The sequence below is a fragment of the Cryobacterium sp. TMT4-31 genome (assembly GCF_004403385.1).
Classification (GTDB): Bacteria; Actinomycetota; Actinomycetes; order Actinomycetales; family Microbacteriaceae; genus Cryobacterium; species Cryobacterium zongtaii.
In genome coordinates, this window is record NZ_SOGI01000019.1 from 37,500 (window position 1) to 51,006 (window position 13,507).

The 13,507-nt window shown below is 66.8% G+C and carries 18 protein-coding genes and 1 pseudogene; 10 read left to right on the top strand and 9 right to left on the bottom strand.

Features of this window, described 5'->3' with window-relative positions; genetic code table 11:
* Positions 1–153: 153 nt before the first annotated feature.
* The 3 genes from E3T19_RS04710 to E3T19_RS19595 all read left to right on the top strand — a co-directional run bounded on the left by E3T19_RS04710 (position 154) and on the right by E3T19_RS19595 (position 2,613).
* Entirely contained in the window at positions 154–1,014 is an 861-nt protein-coding gene (locus E3T19_RS04710; RefSeq protein ID WP_088454936.1) for a sensor histidine kinase, read from the top strand.
* Positions 1,011–1,703: a response regulator transcription factor gene (locus tag E3T19_RS04715; RefSeq protein WP_134408228.1), complete on the top strand. Its 693-nt coding sequence runs from the start codon at positions 1,011–1,013 to the stop codon at positions 1,701–1,703. Before E3T19_RS04710 ends, E3T19_RS04715 begins: the two co-directional genes overlap by 4 nt.
* A gap of 271 nt (positions 1,704–1,974) precedes the next feature.
* A complete protein-coding gene (locus tag E3T19_RS19595) occupies positions 1,975–2,613 on the top strand; it encodes a DedA family protein (protein WP_370294254.1) in 639 nt (212 codons plus the stop codon).
* Here the strand turns inward: E3T19_RS19595 and E3T19_RS04725 are convergent.
* The 3 genes and pseudogenes from E3T19_RS04725 to upp form a co-directional block, all read right to left on the bottom strand.
* A pseudogene (locus tag E3T19_RS04725) lies at positions 2,556–2,957 on the bottom strand (RidA family protein); the annotation flags it as partial. The gene E3T19_RS19595 and the pseudogene E3T19_RS04725 sit on opposite strands and share 58 nt — an antisense overlap.
* 306 nt (positions 2,958–3,263) lie before the next feature.
* Complete coding sequence (locus E3T19_RS04730; RefSeq protein WP_103461993.1) at positions 3,264–3,974, bottom strand: winged helix-turn-helix domain-containing protein; 711 nt, start codon at positions 3,972–3,974, stop codon at positions 3,264–3,266.
* A gap of 577 nt (positions 3,975–4,551) precedes the next feature.
* A complete protein-coding gene (gene upp, locus E3T19_RS04735) occupies positions 4,552–5,184 on the bottom strand; it encodes a uracil phosphoribosyltransferase (RefSeq protein WP_088454956.1) in 633 nt (210 codons plus the stop codon).
* 63 nt (positions 5,185–5,247) lie between these two features.
* On the opposite strand from upp, the gene tadA reads away from it, so the two are divergent.
* The gene (tadA, locus tag E3T19_RS04740; protein WP_255453175.1) at positions 5,248–5,742 is read left to right on the top strand and encodes a tRNA adenosine(34) deaminase TadA; all 495 of its coding nucleotides are present in this window, start codon (positions 5,248–5,250) and stop codon (positions 5,740–5,742) included.
* On the opposite strand, the gene E3T19_RS04745 is transcribed toward tadA, so the two are convergent.
* Both E3T19_RS04745 and E3T19_RS04750 read right to left on the bottom strand, forming a co-directional pair.
* On the bottom strand, positions 5,684–6,421 hold the full coding sequence (locus E3T19_RS04745) for a glutamine amidotransferase (protein WP_134408230.1): 738 nt from the start codon (positions 6,419–6,421) through the stop codon (positions 5,684–5,686). The two genes, tadA and E3T19_RS04745, sit on opposite strands and share 59 nt — an antisense overlap.
* Complete coding sequence (locus tag E3T19_RS04750; RefSeq protein ID WP_134408231.1) at positions 6,418–7,380, bottom strand: cation diffusion facilitator family transporter; 963 nt, start codon at positions 7,378–7,380, stop codon at positions 6,418–6,420. The genes E3T19_RS04745 and E3T19_RS04750 overlap by 4 nt, the downstream gene beginning before the upstream one ends.
* 81 nt (positions 7,381–7,461) lie before the next feature.
* Between E3T19_RS04750 and proC the strand changes: the two genes are divergently transcribed.
* A complete protein-coding gene (gene proC, locus E3T19_RS04755) occupies positions 7,462–8,310 on the top strand; it encodes a pyrroline-5-carboxylate reductase (RefSeq protein WP_088454959.1) in 849 nt (282 codons plus the stop codon).
* Positions 8,311–8,347: 37 nt separating this feature from the next.
* On the opposite strand, the gene E3T19_RS04760 is transcribed toward proC, so the two are convergent.
* The 3 genes from E3T19_RS04760 to E3T19_RS04770 are packed head-to-tail and all read right to left on the bottom strand — an operon-like array spanning position 8,348 to position 10,889.
* Positions 8,348–8,749 carry a cupin domain-containing protein gene (locus E3T19_RS04760; protein WP_134408232.1) on the bottom strand — a complete coding sequence of 134 codons (402 nt, stop codon included), beginning with the start codon at positions 8,747–8,749 and terminating at the stop codon, positions 8,348–8,350.
* 33 nt (positions 8,750–8,782) lie between these two features.
* Entirely contained in the window at positions 8,783–9,454 is a 672-nt protein-coding gene (locus tag E3T19_RS04765) for a TrkA family potassium uptake protein (protein ID WP_088454961.1), read from the bottom strand.
* On the bottom strand, positions 9,447–10,889 hold the full coding sequence (locus E3T19_RS04770) for a TrkH family potassium uptake protein (RefSeq protein ID WP_088454962.1): 1,443 nt from the start codon (positions 10,887–10,889) through the stop codon (positions 9,447–9,449). Before E3T19_RS04770 ends, E3T19_RS04765 begins: the two co-directional genes overlap by 8 nt.
* Positions 10,890–10,965: 76 nt before the next feature.
* Here E3T19_RS04770 and E3T19_RS04775 point away from each other — a divergent pair, with 76 nt between their 5' ends.
* The 3 genes from E3T19_RS04775 (at position 10,966) to E3T19_RS04785 (ending at position 11,880) form a co-directional block, all read left to right on the top strand.
* The gene (locus tag E3T19_RS04775; RefSeq protein WP_088454963.1) at positions 10,966–11,424 is read left to right on the top strand and encodes a helix-turn-helix transcriptional regulator; all 459 of its coding nucleotides are present in this window, start codon (positions 10,966–10,968) and stop codon (positions 11,422–11,424) included.
* A gap of 63 nt (positions 11,425–11,487) precedes the next feature.
* Positions 11,488–11,721, top strand: a complete 234-nt coding sequence (locus E3T19_RS04780; RefSeq protein WP_088454964.1) for a helix-turn-helix domain-containing protein — start codon at positions 11,488–11,490, stop codon at positions 11,719–11,721.
* A 60-nt stretch (positions 11,722–11,781) separates the two neighbouring features.
* Complete coding sequence (locus E3T19_RS04785; protein ID WP_003792170.1) at positions 11,782–11,880, top strand: 30S ribosomal protein bS22; 99 nt, start codon at positions 11,782–11,784, stop codon at positions 11,878–11,880.
* Between the two features lie 43 nt (positions 11,881–11,923).
* Here the strand turns inward: E3T19_RS04785 and E3T19_RS04790 are convergent, their stop codons facing one another.
* On the bottom strand, positions 11,924–12,643 hold the full coding sequence (locus E3T19_RS04790; RefSeq protein ID WP_134408233.1) for an HAD family phosphatase: 720 nt from the start codon (positions 12,641–12,643) through the stop codon (positions 11,924–11,926).
* A gap of 52 nt (positions 12,644–12,695) precedes the next feature.
* On the opposite strand from E3T19_RS04790, the gene E3T19_RS04795 reads away from it, so the two are divergent.
* Both E3T19_RS04795 and E3T19_RS04800 read left to right on the top strand, forming a co-directional pair.
* Positions 12,696–12,965, top strand: coding sequence for a glutaredoxin family protein (locus E3T19_RS04795; protein ID WP_088454966.1), 270 nt, complete (start codon positions 12,696–12,698; stop codon positions 12,963–12,965).
* Complete coding sequence (locus E3T19_RS04800; RefSeq protein WP_088454967.1) at positions 12,962–13,261, top strand: Dabb family protein; 300 nt, start codon at positions 12,962–12,964, stop codon at positions 13,259–13,261. The genes E3T19_RS04795 and E3T19_RS04800 overlap by 4 nt, the downstream gene beginning before the upstream one ends.
* Positions 13,262–13,507: the final 246 nt, after the last annotated feature.

Consider the following 13,507-nt stretch of genomic DNA (forward strand, 5'->3'; position numbering starts at 1 on the left):
CTCTGCCCGGGGAACGGCCGGTCCTTCCAGTGAAGTGGGCCTCAGCGCGGCACGCATCCGACCCAGGGCGGCGCTGTGCAGCTGCCGGCGGGCCCAGGACTGTCAGACCTGGGTCCGATGCCCCCGACTCGGCCGCTCAGTAGACTCGGGCGCATGACACTGGGGGAGCGTCCGGCACGGCGATCCCGGGCGGCGCCTCTCGCGATCGCCGCATTGACAGCCGTGCTCCTCGTCTCCGTCACATTCGGTGTGACGGGCGCGCTCGCGGTCAGCCTCCCGATCGGGATCATCGCCGCCACCGTGACGATTTCGGTGTGGGCACTTGTCACCCTTCGCGCCGAGCGCGATGCCCACGAGGCCGCGCTCACCGAGTGGGCAGCGGCGAGCGCTGTGGCGGTCGAACGCCTCCAGATTGCCCGTGACCTGCACGACATCGTCTCGCACGGGCTGGGCCTGATCACCGTTCGCGCGGCCACCGCCAAGCACCTCGACGACCACGGTGAGAGCCGTGCCACCCTGTTGCAGGCGCTGGGGGACATCGAGACGGCCAGCCGGGAAGCGACGGTGGAATTGCGCCGCATGCTCGGGGTGCTGCGCCGCACCGACGACCCCGCGCCGCGGCTGCCGGTGGACAGCCTCGAATCCCTGCCCGGACTCATCGCCGGAGCGACCCGAAACGGCCTGGCCGTCGAGTTCGACGGTGGAAACCTCGGCGACGTGTCGCCGGGCGTGCAGCTCGCGATCATCGTCATCGTGCGCGAAGCACTCGCCAACACCCTCCGGCACTCCGGGCCGACGGCCGTCCGGGTGCGGCTGGTTCGCAGCGGATCCGTCATCACGCTGACGGTGACCGATGTGGGGTCCACACCAGCATGGCTGGCTGTCCCGGGTGCAGGGCAGGGGCTCGTCGGGCTCCGGGAACGCACCCAGAGCCTCGGCGGCACTCTGGTGGCCGAACCACACGGGCGCGGATTCCGCCTCGAGGCCCGGCTGCCCGACCGGGACGAACCATGACCGCGCCCGCCCGGCCCATCAGGGTGGTCCTGGTCGACGACCAGCTGCTCCTGCGCCGTAGTCTTGCCCAGGTCATCAACACCGCGGCCGGACTCCTGGTCGTCGGCGAGGCGGGTGACGGGTTCGAGGCCGTCGACGTCGCTGAGGCCACCCTCCCCGACGTGATCCTCATGGACGTGCGCATGCCCCGGCTGGACGGCATCGAGGCCACCAGACGAATCTGCTCGAACCCCGCTCTCCGCGGCGCCCGGGTGCTGATGCTGAGTATGTTCGAGCTCGACGAATACGTGTTTGACGCGTTGCGGGCCGGAGCAAGCGGCTTTGTGCTCAAGGACAGCAAGCCGGGCGATCTCATCGACGCCATCGTCCGCACCAGCACGGGCGAGGCGCTCTTCGCCCCGTCTGTTCTCACCCGGCTCGTGGCGCACTACCTGAACCGCGCGCCCGAAGCCGCGGGAGCAGCGGCCAAGCGCGGAGCGGCAGCCGCACTCACCGACCGCGAGGTCGAAGTCCTGGGGTTGATCGGTCGGGGTCTCTCCAACGACCAGTTGGCCGTGCACCTCACAATTTCGGTCAAGACGGTGAAATCACACATCTCGCACCTGCTGAGCAAACTAGCCGCGCGGGACCGCGCGCAGCTGGTCATCGCCGCCTACGACAACGGGCTCGTGCTGCCGAGGAGGCTCTAGGAGTCACCCCTTAGACAACTCCCTCGGGCGGCGATGGTGGGGTTAGCCCGCCTGCGAGTACGGGAGCCAGCTCGATGGTGCGTGCTTGAGCGCTTCCGTAGCGTCGGAGACAGACGAAGTCCCGCCTCACCGCCATCGCTCTGAGGTGGCCTTCCCGGCAGATCGGATCCTTGTGGAGACGCTCAACGAGCTCATACTTTCCTGGGCGGCATCCCCCTTCGTGCTCGTCGTGGTTCTGCTGCTCGTGGCACTCGACGGGTTCTTTCCGCCCATGCCCAGTGAGCCCGTCGTGGTGGCCGTCGCCGCGATCGGGGTTGCCACCGGGACCCCGAACCCCTGGGCGGTGTTCCTGGTGGCGGCCATCGGGTCGTTCGTCGGTGACAACTTGGCGTTCTCCCTCGGCCGCCGGGTCGACCTCGAACGCTTCCGTTGGACACGCGGGCCGAGAGCGTCCCGGCTGCTCGATCGTGCGCGCCGCGCCCTCGACGGGCGTGCGGCGTCCGTCATCCTCACGGCTCGATTCGTGCCCGTCGGCCGGGTTGCGGTGAACGTCATGGCCGGCTCGAGCGGGTTTGCCCGACGCCGTTTTGTGCCGCTCAGCGCGGTGTCTGGGGTGGCATGGGCCGGCTACTCGGTCCTCGTCGGCGTCTTCGCCGGCGCCTGGTTACGGGATCAGCCGGTGCTGGGCGCCGTGGTAGCGGTCGCGGTCGCGCTCGCGGGAGGCGTGATCATCGACCTGGTGGTCCGAAGGGCCCGTCGGTCGCGTGACCGCCGGTCCTATGACGGCAGTTTGGCCGCGATCACGCTTACTTCGATGAGGGCTCCCGGTACTCCCAGTCCCGCCACCCGTGCCGCGGTCACCAGCGGTGGGACACCGGGCCCGACGAGCCGCGGCGCGATGGCGCCGTAGGCGGCGCCGAGATCGGCATCCGCGGCGATTAGTACAGTCCACTGCACGACGTCGACGAGGGATGCGCCGGCCGCTCCGAGCGCGACAACAACGTTGTCGACCGCCCGGCTGGTTTGCTCGGCGATATCCGCGGAGATGACAGTGCCGGTGTCGTCAACGCCGTTCTGACCGCCCACATATATGGTCGTGGCTCCCGCGGGAACGATCGCGACGTGACTGAACGCCGGACTCTTGACGAGTCCGGCGGGTTGCAAGCGGATGATGTCCACGGTGTTTTCTCCGATTCTTCCTGGACGACACGCTACGCCCGCAACCGCGAGGGCGGACGCGCAGCCTGCCGGCACGCAGGGGGCATTTATCGCGATCCACGCGAACGCACTGTGAACTCGCAGGAAAATAACGATTGGATAACTGGCGCTCCGTTACCTCTTCGTTATATATTCGTAGTGCGTCAACCGTTTGCTGTGGCGGAAGATGCGAATGTGATTGCAGGACACTCTTGGTGCAAGGGAAGAGGGTCGGTCGTTTGCCTCTACGACCGGCCCTCAATCACGTTAACGGCCGGTGAGTGCGCCCGTTGCTCGAGCGTGGAGAGACCTCGCGGGTCGACCTCGGCAAACGAGCGGGTGCGACCCAGCTGCCGGCGACGGTTAGAAGCGGTCGGGGCTGGGCGTGCTGGCCTGGCGGATCGACACGTCGGCGTGACGGTCGAAGCGGTAGCCCACGCCGCGCACAGTGCGCACGATGTCTTCGTAGCGGCCCAGCTTGGCGCGCAGACGACGCACGTGCACGTCGATGGTGCGCTCGTTGGGCGCATCCTCTTCGCTCTCGGCGTCCCACAGCTTGGCGATGAGCTCGGCGCGCTCGATGGTGCGGCCCTCGCGCAGCACCAGGTACTGCAGCAGCTCGAACTCCTTGTAGGTGAGCGCGGCGGTCTCGTTGTCGAGGATCACGCGCTTGCGGGAGATGTCAACGACCACGCCGCCGGGCGCCCGGTCGGCGTCGTCGGCCGTGGTGCGGCGCTTGGCGAGGGCGGCCGGGTCCTGCAGGGCCAGGCGCACGACGTCCACGTCCCGGCCGCCGACGCCGTCGGGAGCCAGGGCCACGGCGGCGTGAGTCTCGGACGAGGGGGCGATCGCCTGGGTCAGCTTCTTGAGTTCCTCGACGATGCGGTGCAGGCTCGTGCCCGCTGCGGCGGCCTTGGCCTCATCGATACCGACGTAGAGCACGAAGCCACGGGCCTGGCTGCCGTCGGGTACGGCGCGGATGCGCGGTGCGGCCGGTGCGGGCGCCGGGGCCAGGGTGAGCTCGGGGCGGTAGGACTGGACGGAGCGGGCTGAGTCGATGTGTGCGAGTGACATGATCGGAATCCTTGGGGGTGATGATGCGCAGGGAACCCGGCGCATCCGCGCTCATGGGTTCGAGAAAGGGCGGCCTGAGCGGCCGGTGGAGCGGGCGGCCTCGGTAGCGAGGGCCCTGGAGTCTCCCTGCCGCGGTGGCGGCGTCCTCAGCGGCTGCAGATCAGCGGGTGAGGGGCGGGTGACTCGGCGAGAGTGCCTGTCTGGTCTAGCGGCACATTCGGCAACACGCCATAACACTGCCGGGCATCATCATGCCGGCAGTCCCCAAAGCCTCGGCGGAGGTCGGGATGCGTGTGGTGGAAGTCATGAGTGTGAGTAAAGCCGACTGTGACAAGTTGTGTCAATTCAGTGACGGCGGAAAGCGCCCGGTGGCCTGCATCAGGTTCACGAGGGGCTGTGCGAGTTCGTAGGATCTCGCACGAAACGGCGATCCATCAAAGAAATCCACCGAGAAACGAACTATTTCAAAGTTTTGTGAATCTAACCGCGGTCGGCGCGCCGGGCGTCGCAGGATCTGCGTACTGCGGGCGCGCCGAATGTGACGATGCCCGCAGCCGGTTGAACAGACCGGGCCGGATCAGACCAGGCCGTAGAGCCTGTCGCCTGCGTCACCGAGGCCGGGCACGATGTAGCCGTGCTCGTCGAGGCGTTCGTCGACGGCGCCCAGAACGATGGTGACCTCACGGCCGGCCAAAGCGGCCTCGACGGCGGCGAGACCCTCGGGGGCGGCCAGGATGCAGATGGCGGTGACATCGACGGCGCCCCGGTCGAAGAGGAACTCGATAGCCGCGATCAGCGAGCCGCCGGTAGCCAGCATCGGGTCGAGCACAAAACACTGACGGTCGGACAGGTCGTCCGGCAGGCGCTCCGCATAGGTGGTCGGCTGCAGGGTCTCTTCGTTGCGTGCCATGCCCAGGAAGCCCACTTCAGCGGTGGGGAGCAGCTTGACCATGCCCTCGAGCATGCCCAGGCCCGCGCGGAGGATCGGCACCACGAGCGGCTTCGGGTCGCTGATCTTGACGCCGCGGGCGATAGCCACCGGGGTCTGCACGGTGACCTCGTCGACGCGCACGCCGCGAGTGCCCTCGTAGGCCAGCAGCGTCATCAGCTCTTCCACCAGCGCCCGGAACATCGGTGACGAGGTGCTCTGATCACGCAGCACCGTGAGCTTGTGGGTGATGAGCGGATGGTCGGCTACGTGGACTCGCATAGGCTCAATCTACTAGCTCACACGGGTATCCGGCTCTCGTGGGCTACTCGGAAATGGGGTGGGGTGGTGCGGCAGAGCGAGGAACACCTGGCCTGGATGCGGCTGGCCCTGCACGAAGCGCACGGCGCCCTGGCCAGCGGCGACGTTCCGGTCGGCGCTGTCGTGCTGGACGCCGCCGGCCGGGTGATCGGTCGGGGACGCAATGAACGGGAACTCCACCAGGACCCGACCCTGCACGCCGAGGTTGTCGCCATCCGTGAGGCAGCAGCCGCCACCGGGGACTGGCACCTGACCGGTTGCACCCTCGTGGTGACTCTGGAGCCCTGTGTGATGTGCGCCGGCGCGATCGTGGCGGCCCGCATCCCCCTCGTGGTCTTCGGGGCCTGGGACGAGAAGGCCGGCGCCGCCGGCTCGCTCTACGACGTGCTGCGGGACCGACGGCTCAACCACCGGGTCGAGGTGGTGTCCGGGGTGGCCGAGGGCGAGTGCGGCCTTCTGCTCACCGAGTTCTTTGAGGACCCGCTGCGTCGCCCGGCAGGGCCGACAGCCACTCGCTGAACATCGCGCTGGACGCCTGCTGCATGGCAGCGGAGTGCTGGGCGCGTTCCTGCCGCAGGGCGTCGGGCTCCAGACCCTCAGCGCGGACCTCGGCCTCGGAGGAGCTCAGCCAGGTCTCGTGCATCTCCGCGGTCACCTCGGGGTGGAACTGCACGGCCAGGGCCCAGTCGTCGATGGCGAAAGCCTCGTTGCCGTAGGCGGCCGACCCGGCCAGGCGGATGGTGCCCGCCGGCAGGTCGAAAGTGTCACTGTGCCACTGCATCATCGGGATGCCGCTGACGTGGCGGAGCGGGGAGGCCTGGCCGGCCTCGGTGGGCTCCACCAGGCGGAAACCGATCTCGTTGCTCTGGCCTCGGTAGACCGGGGAGCCGAGGGCGCTGGCCATCAGCTGGGCGCCCAGGCAGACGCCGAAGACCGGGCGGCGGGCGGCGAGCCGGCGGGTGAGCAAGTCGATCTCGTCGGTGAGTACCGGATAACTCTCGGTCTCGTATGCGCCCATCTCACCGCCGAGCACCACCAGGAGGTCTGCCGCGGCCGGGTCGATGCCGCGCACGCCGTCGGCGCCAAGGGTGTCGATGTAGTGCACGGTGTAGTCGTGGTCGAGAAGCACCTGCTCCAGGTTGCCCAGGTGGATATCGTCGGCGTGCCGCAGGACGACGGCGATACGGCTCGCGCTCATTCGCGTCCCTTGATGAAGATCGTGTCGGTGGGCGGGTTGACCGTGGCCGGGTCGATGTAGAGGTCGGGCTCGAGGTAAACCACCCTGGCGCTGGGCACGGCCTCGCGGATGCGGGCCTCGATGATGTCGATCCCGGCGGCCACGTCGGAGAACCGCTGAGCGGAGTCGAAGGAGAGCTTGGCGGCCACGAGGAGTTCGTCCGGGCCCAGGTAGAGGGTCTTGAGGTGGATGAGGTTCTTGGTCTCCGGGCCGGCCAGGATGGCGGCCTTGATGGCGTCGACATCCTTGTCGCTGGCGCCCTCGCCCACCAGCAGGCTCTTGGTCTCGATGCCCAGGACGATGGCCACCAGCACGAGCAGCACGCCGATCGCGAGGGTGCCGACGGCGTCCCAGGTGGCGTCGCCGGTGAGCACGGTCAGACCTACGCCGCCCAGGGCCAGCGTCAGGCCGGTCAACGCCGCAACGTCTTCGAGCAGCACCACGGGAAGCTCGGGGGCCTTGGCGTGCCGAATGAACTGCACCCAGGTCTCGCCCGTGCGGGTGTGGTTGGACTCCTTCACGGCGGTGCGCAGCGAGAACGACTCCAGGCCGATCGCAACCAGGAGCACCAGGATCGGCAACCAGGCGTTCTCGAGTTCGTGCGGGTTTTGGAGTTTCTCGATGCCCTCGTAGATCGAGAACACACCGCCGACGGAGAACAGGATGATCGACACCACGAACGCGTACACGTAGCGTTCACGCCCGTAGCCGAACGGATGCTCGGTGTCGGCGGCCTTCTTCGACTTGCGTCCGCCGATCAGCAGCAAGACCTGGTTGCCGGAGTCTGCGAGCGAGTGCACGCCCTCGGCCAGCATCGAGGAGGACCCCGAGACGAACCAGGCGATGAACTTGGTGATCGCGATACCGAGATTGGCGAGCAGCGCCGCCACAATCGCCTTGTTTCCGCCTGATGCGCTCATGCGACCAATCCTAGAACCGTCCATCTTCTCGATCGGCCAGATGCCCCGGGTAGGCCTGGCGCGAAAAACTACACTGGGGGGATGACTTCGACCGCACCCGTCACCCTGCCCGCCATCGCCTTCCTGGGCGCCGGATCGATGGCCAGGGCCGTCCTGGCCGGACTGCTCAAGCCCACCGTGACGGTGGACGGCGGCATCCGCACCACCAACCGGTCAGCCGCCAAGGCTGCCGAACTCGCCGGCACCGCCGGGGTGACCGCATGGGCGACCGAGACCGAACCGAACGCCAACAGACTCGCGGTGAAGGGGGCCGGCATCGTCATCGTGGCCGTCAAGCCCGCGATGGTGCCCGACCTGCTCGCCGAGATCGCCGACAGCCTCGAGCCCGGCACCCTCGTCGTGAGTGTGGCCGCCGGAGTCACCATCGCCACCTTCGAAACGCACCTGCCCGACGGGGTTGCTGTGATCCGGTCGATGCCGAACACTCCAGCCGTGGTGGGCATGGCCGTCACCGGGCTGAGCGCCGGCACCCGCTCGACGGCGGTGCAGATGGAGCTGGCGACCGCCCTGTTCGAGACGGTGGGTGAGGTGCTGGTGGTGCCAGAGGACAAGATCGACGCTCTGAGCACCATTTCAGGATCTGGCCCGGCCTACGTCTTCTACCTCATCGAACAGCTCACCCAGACGGCCATCGACAAGGGCTTCACCCCCGCCCAGGCGGCGACCATGGTCAACGGCACCTTCCTCGGCGCGAGCGCACTCCTGGCCGTGTCCGACCTGACCCCCACCGAGCTGCGCCGCCAGGTGACCAGCCCCAAGGGCACCACGGAGCGGGCCGTGCAGCAACTCGAAACCGGCGACGTCAAGGGCCTGTTCGACCGGGCGACGGATGCCGCGCTCGCGCGGGCCCGGGAACTCGCCGCCTCCTAACCCCCGCTCGCCTCGCCAGCCCATCTCGGCGGTCGATTCAGGTATTGGCGTCAGTCCGGTACAGGTTGCCTAATTGCCGTTCGACCGGCACGGTGCCCTCTACGATCACATCCCCGGTGTGAGCGGTGGTTACCGTATCGATGAGGACGATGTGCACTTCCTCGTCTGCGACAGGGTTGTGCTGCACGCCGCGGGGGACGATGTAAAACTGTCCCGGCGTGAGCACAACCTCCTGGTCGTCCGGCAGTTGAATTCGAAGCCGACCCGAGACGACGATGAACATTTCGTCCTCGGCGTCGTGCGCGTGCCAAACCAGCTCGCCGAGAAGCTTCGCAACCTTGACGTACTGATCGTTCACCCGCCCGACGACCCGTGGCGTCCAGTGCGCTTCAACCTGCCGGAGTTCTGCCTCGAGGTCGATGCCGGAGAGGAGTGTCATGGAACCATTCTGCGTCGACCAGCGTGTGTTCGGTTAGGAGCCGAGGGCCGCGAAACGTTCGATGTCGCCCTCGGTGCCGGCGACGATGATGAGGTCATGGTCGGAGACCACCGTCTCGGCCGTGGCATAGGTGAACGGGCGCCCAGGGCTCTTCACGCCCACGACGGTCACGTGATGCTTGGTGCGCACCCCGGACTCGGTGAGGTTCAGGCCGCGGATCGGCTTGGGCGGGTACATCTTCACCAGGGCGAAGTCGTCGTCGAATTCGATGAAGTCCAGCATCCGCCCCGATACCAGGTGGGCGACGCGTTCGCCGGAATCGGCCTCGGGGTAGATCACGTGATTGGCGCCGATGCGTTCGAGGATCTTGCCGTGCGACTGCGAAATGGCTTTGGCCCAGATCTGCGGGATCTTGAGGTCGACCAGGTTCGCGACGATCAGCACACTGGCCTCAATCGAGGAGCCGACGGCGCAGACCGCAACGGAGAAGTCCTGGGCGCCGATCTGGCGTAACGCGTCGATGGACTTGGCGTCGGCCTGCACGGCGTGAGTGACTCGTTCCGACCACTTCTGCACGAGTGCCTCGCTGCTATCCACGGCGAGCACTTCGCGGCCCAACCGATCGAGCTTGCCCGCGGTCGCCGCGCCGAAACGGCCCAGCCCGATGATGAGCACGGGAGCGTTCTGCTTGATCCGGTCAACCAACTATCGGCCTTTCCTCGGGGCGTTTGAACAACTGTCTGCTCTGGCTCGCTGCCAGCGCCGCCGCGAGAGTCACTGTACCAACCCGGCCCATGAACATCGTTGCCGCCAGCACATAGACCCCCTCAGGGGGGAGCTCGGCCGTGAGACCCGTCGACAGCCCGACGGTGGCGAACGCCGAGATGACATCGAACAGCACCACATCCAGTGCCTCCTTGGAGATGTGCAGGATCAGGATGCTCGACACGGCCACGGTGGTCGCTCCCCAGAGCACCACACTCACCGCCAGGCGCAGGATGTCGCTGGGGATGCGGCGACCGAAGGCCTCCATCTGCTCCTTGCCCTGGGCTTCGGCGAACGCGGCCAGGAACAGCACCGCAAGGGTGGTGACCTTGATGCCGCCGGCGGTGGAGGCCGAGCCGCCACCGATGAACATCAGCATGTCGCTGAGCAGCAGGCTGGAGCCGTGCAGGTCGGCGATGTCGATGGTGGCGAATCCGCCGGACCTGGTCATCACCGACATGAACAGGGACTGGAAGATCGTGTCGCCGGCGTTCAGGGACCCGAAGGTCTTTGGGTTGTCGAACTCCAGGATGATATAGAAAATCATGCCCGACACCATCAGCAGCGTGGTCGTCCAGAGCGTGAGCTTTACGTGCACAGACCAGCGGCGGGGTGTGCGCCAACTGCGGGCGAAGGTCATCAGCACCGGGAAGCCCAGGCTGCCCAGGAACACGCCGACCATCAGCGCGCCGAGGAACCAGTAATCGTTGGCGAACTGACCGATGCCGCCGGCGTTCGGGCTGAACCCGGTGTTGGTGAACGCCATCGCCGCGTAGTAGATGCTCTGCCAGAGCGCCTCACCGGTGGGCACGCCGTCAATCAGCATCCGGGGGAACAGCAGCAGGGCGACCGCCGCCTCGATGACCAGGGTGCTGATGGCCACGGTCAGCAGCAGGCTGCCGACCTCGCCGAGGCGCACGGCCTGGCCCTCGTTGACCGGGCCCATATGGATGCGCGACGGGTTCGAGTCGCTGGCCGCCATGAGCTTGGCGCGCAGGCCCAGCCGGCGGGAGATGACCAGGCCCATCAGGGAGGCCAGGGTCAGCACGCCGACGCCGCCGATGTTGACACCGATGACCACCAGGGCATTGCCGAACGGCGACCAGTGCGTTGCCATGTCCACGGTGCTGAGTCCGGTGACGCAGATCACCGACACCGCGGTGAACACGGCGTCATGCAGCGGGGTGTCGGTATCGCCGGCCGAGGCGATCGGCAGGGAGAACAGCAGGGTGAAGAGCAGGATCAGCGAGGTGAAGACGAGAAGCGCGAACCTGGACGGGGACCTGCGCACCAGGCCGTCGACCGAGTCCCGGAGGTGCCCGTACCAGGTGTTGGAATGCTGCGTGAAACGTGCGGTGGGGGCCTGCGTTTTCATTCGAATCGCCTTGCCTGACCTGGGGTCGCTGACAACTTGTCATAGCACCCGCACCCGGAATGACTAGCCTTGGGGCATGGCAGACATCTTTGGCGTAGTGGCGGACTCGACCCGACGCGATATCTTACGCATTCTCCTCGAGCGCTACAACCAGTCCAGTGCCGCCCAGGGGGAGCTGAGTGTCTCCGACATCGTCAGTTCGCTCGGGTTGAGCCAGCCGACGGTGTCCAAGCACCTCAAGGTGCTGCGTGAGGCCGGGCTGGTCGGTGTGCGCGAAGAGGGCCAGCACCGCTACTACCACCTCGACTATGCCCCGCTCGAGGTGATCGAGGATTGGCTGATCCCGTTCCTCAGTATCGACGTGGACACCGTGCTCGCGGGGGTCGTCGATGACACCGAGGTCCTCAAGGATGAGCAGCGCGCCTTCGCTGCGGCGATCGGTAAGGCTTTCGCTGATACCTCCTTCCAGATGCAACACGTGGTCAAGGACTCCGGGGTGAAGAAGAGCGTCAAGAAGTGGCGCAAAAGCGACTAGCGGGCGGCCGGGCTTCGCTTTACAGTGACGGGCACACGCACTCGTCGATAGCAGGGAGCCGCCATGTCACGTGCGCTTCCCGACTCGCGACTCGACGATCTGCGCTTCCTCACCGTCGCCGAGGTCGCCGAGGTCATGAGGGTGTCCAGGATGACCGTGTACCGCATGGTGCATGCCGGTGAGCTGCCCGCCGTGCGCTTCGGACGCTCCTTCCGGGTACCGGAATCGGCGGTCCTGAGGGCAATCGAACCCACTCTCGGAGGAAGTGAGTCGGACGGGACTTTCTTTATCCGTTAGAATGGGGTTTTCGTGTCGGTCGCGAATCCCGCGGCTAAACCAAATCTTTGTGAGGTCCGTGTGGGTTCTGTAATCAAGAAGCGACGCAAGCGTATGGCGAAGAAGAAGCACCGCAAGCTGCTTCGTAAGACTCGCCACCAGCGTCGTAATAAGAAGTAGACGGTCTCGACCGTTTTACCTGAAAAAGCGCTAGGTCACTGACCTAGCGCTTTTTGCTTGCGTGTGCGGCTTTGATCTGCGCGATCTTCATGTGCATGATCGGCCAGCCGCGTGCCAGTGCGTAACGCCGCAGCGTGGTGTCCGGATTCACGGCGACGGGGTTGCCGACGAGTTCGAGCAACGGAATGTCGTTGTGCGAATCGGAGTACGCCCAGCAGAGTGCCAGGTCGATGCCGCGATCCTCGGCGAGCCCGCGAGCGACGACGGCCTTGCGGCTGCCGTGGCAGATGCCGTCGACGAGCTGACCCGTGAAGATGCCATCGACGGTGGCGAGCTTGGTGCCGAGCGCGCCGGTGAGGTCCAGGCGTTCCGCGATCACATCAGCGACCTCCTGGGCCGTCGCGGTGACCAGCCACACCTCGCGCCCTGCCTTGAGGTGGGCGTGCGCCACGGCGACGGTTTCCGGCCAGAGCCGATGGATGAGCCGACTGTCGAAGATGTCGTGGCTGAGGCCGACGAGTTCGTCCCTGGTGTGCCCGGTGATGATGTCCATGGCCCGCATCCGGAGCCGGGCGATATCGACCCCGTCTTCGCCGACCGCCAGGAACCGGGTCTGATTCCAGCCGAACGCGAGAATGTCGGCGAGCGAGATGAACCGCATCCGCCAGGCACCGACGCCCAAGTGATAGAGGCTCGCACCGCGCAGAAGCGTGTTGTCCACGTCGAAGAACGCGATAGCGCGGGGACCGGATTCGTCGGACATTGCGCTTGAGTCTACTCACGGTGACCGCACAGCAGCGGCCTAGGCTGGGGGTATGTCCACCGCGCACCTCACCCTGATCGGCAAGCCGGGATGCCACCTCTGCGACGACGCTCTGGGCGTGGTCACCACGGTGCTCGCGGAGCTGGCTGCCGAACCCGGCTCCCCGACCGTGCTGCTCGAGGAGAAGTCGATTCTCGATGACCCTGAGCTGCACGAACTGTATGTCGAAGACATCCCGGTGCTGCTCATCAACGGGCTGGTGCACAACTACTGGCGCATCGACCCGGCGCGCCTGCGCACCGCACTCCTGGAGGTCCGATGACCATTCTGCATATCGTGTCCTGGAAGCTGGCGGCCACTGATCCTGCCGAAAAGGCCGAAAACGCCGCCCAGATGGCGGCTCGGCTCGGCGCTCTCGTGGGTGTGGTCGACGAGATCCGCTCGTTTCGCATCGGACCGGACGTGGTCGGCGGCGCCAACTGGGACGTGGCCCTCGTCGCGAAGTTCGACGACGAGGCGGCGCTAGGTCGGTACCAGGCGCATCCGGCCCACGTGGCGGCGGGCGCCTACGTGCGCTCGGTCACCGCCGAACGGATGGCCGTGGACCTGGTCGTCTGACTGACGCTCGGTCCCGCCCCGAGGCCGCGAGAGCGGGGTCGTGGTTGCTTCGGGGCGCTGCGGTGACCGTTGGGCCGCTTTCGCGGGAGGTGCCTTTCGCGAGAGCGGTGGTGTGGTTGCTTCAGGGGTGTTGTGGTGACCGGTTGGCCGCTTTCGCGGTCTGGGCACGGGGTGCGGGGTGCTTGTGGCGCGAAAAAACGGCCGAGCTGGTGCTCGGCCGTTTTTCGTGTGGTGCGGGGGTGTTAC

Coding starts and splice junctions, on each gene's coding strand:
- E3T19_RS04730 (WP_103461993.1), bottom strand. CDS start 3,974: ATGTCACTCGCACACATCGACTCAGCCCGCTCCGTCCAGTCCTACCGC.
- E3T19_RS19595 (WP_370294254.1), top strand. CDS start 1,975: ATGCCCAGTGAGCCCGTCGTGGTGGCCGTCGCCGCGATCGGGGTTGCC.
- E3T19_RS04780 (WP_088454964.1), top strand. CDS start 11,488: ATGTCACGTGCGCTTCCCGACTCGCGACTCGACGATCTGCGCTTCCTC.
- E3T19_RS04745 (WP_134408230.1), bottom strand. CDS start 6,421: ATGAGCGCGAGCCGTATCGCCGTCGTCCTGCGGCACGCCGACGATATC.
- E3T19_RS04800 (WP_088454967.1), top strand. CDS start 12,962: ATGACCATTCTGCATATCGTGTCCTGGAAGCTGGCGGCCACTGATCCT.
- upp (WP_088454956.1), bottom strand. CDS start 5,184: ATGCGAGTCCACGTAGCCGACCATCCGCTCATCACCCACAAGCTCACG.
- E3T19_RS04715 (WP_134408228.1), top strand. CDS start 1,011: ATGACCGCGCCCGCCCGGCCCATCAGGGTGGTCCTGGTCGACGACCAG.
- E3T19_RS04775 (WP_088454963.1), top strand. CDS start 10,966: ATGGCAGACATCTTTGGCGTAGTGGCGGACTCGACCCGACGCGATATC.
- E3T19_RS04770 (WP_088454962.1), bottom strand. CDS start 10,889: ATGAAAACGCAGGCCCCCACCGCACGTTTCACGCAGCATTCCAACACC.
- E3T19_RS04760 (WP_134408232.1), bottom strand. CDS start 8,749: ATGACACTCCTCTCCGGCATCGACCTCGAGGCAGAACTCCGGCAGGTT.
- proC (WP_088454959.1), top strand. CDS start 7,462: ATGACTTCGACCGCACCCGTCACCCTGCCCGCCATCGCCTTCCTGGGC.
- E3T19_RS04795 (WP_088454966.1), top strand. CDS start 12,696: ATGTCCACCGCGCACCTCACCCTGATCGGCAAGCCGGGATGCCACCTC.
- E3T19_RS04790 (WP_134408233.1), bottom strand. CDS start 12,643: ATGTCCGACGAATCCGGTCCCCGCGCTATCGCGTTCTTCGACGTGGAC.
- E3T19_RS04750 (WP_134408231.1), bottom strand. CDS start 7,380: ATGAGCGCATCAGGCGGAAACAAGGCGATTGTGGCGGCGCTGCTCGCC.
- E3T19_RS04710 (WP_088454936.1), top strand. CDS start 154: ATGACACTGGGGGAGCGTCCGGCACGGCGATCCCGGGCGGCGCCTCTC.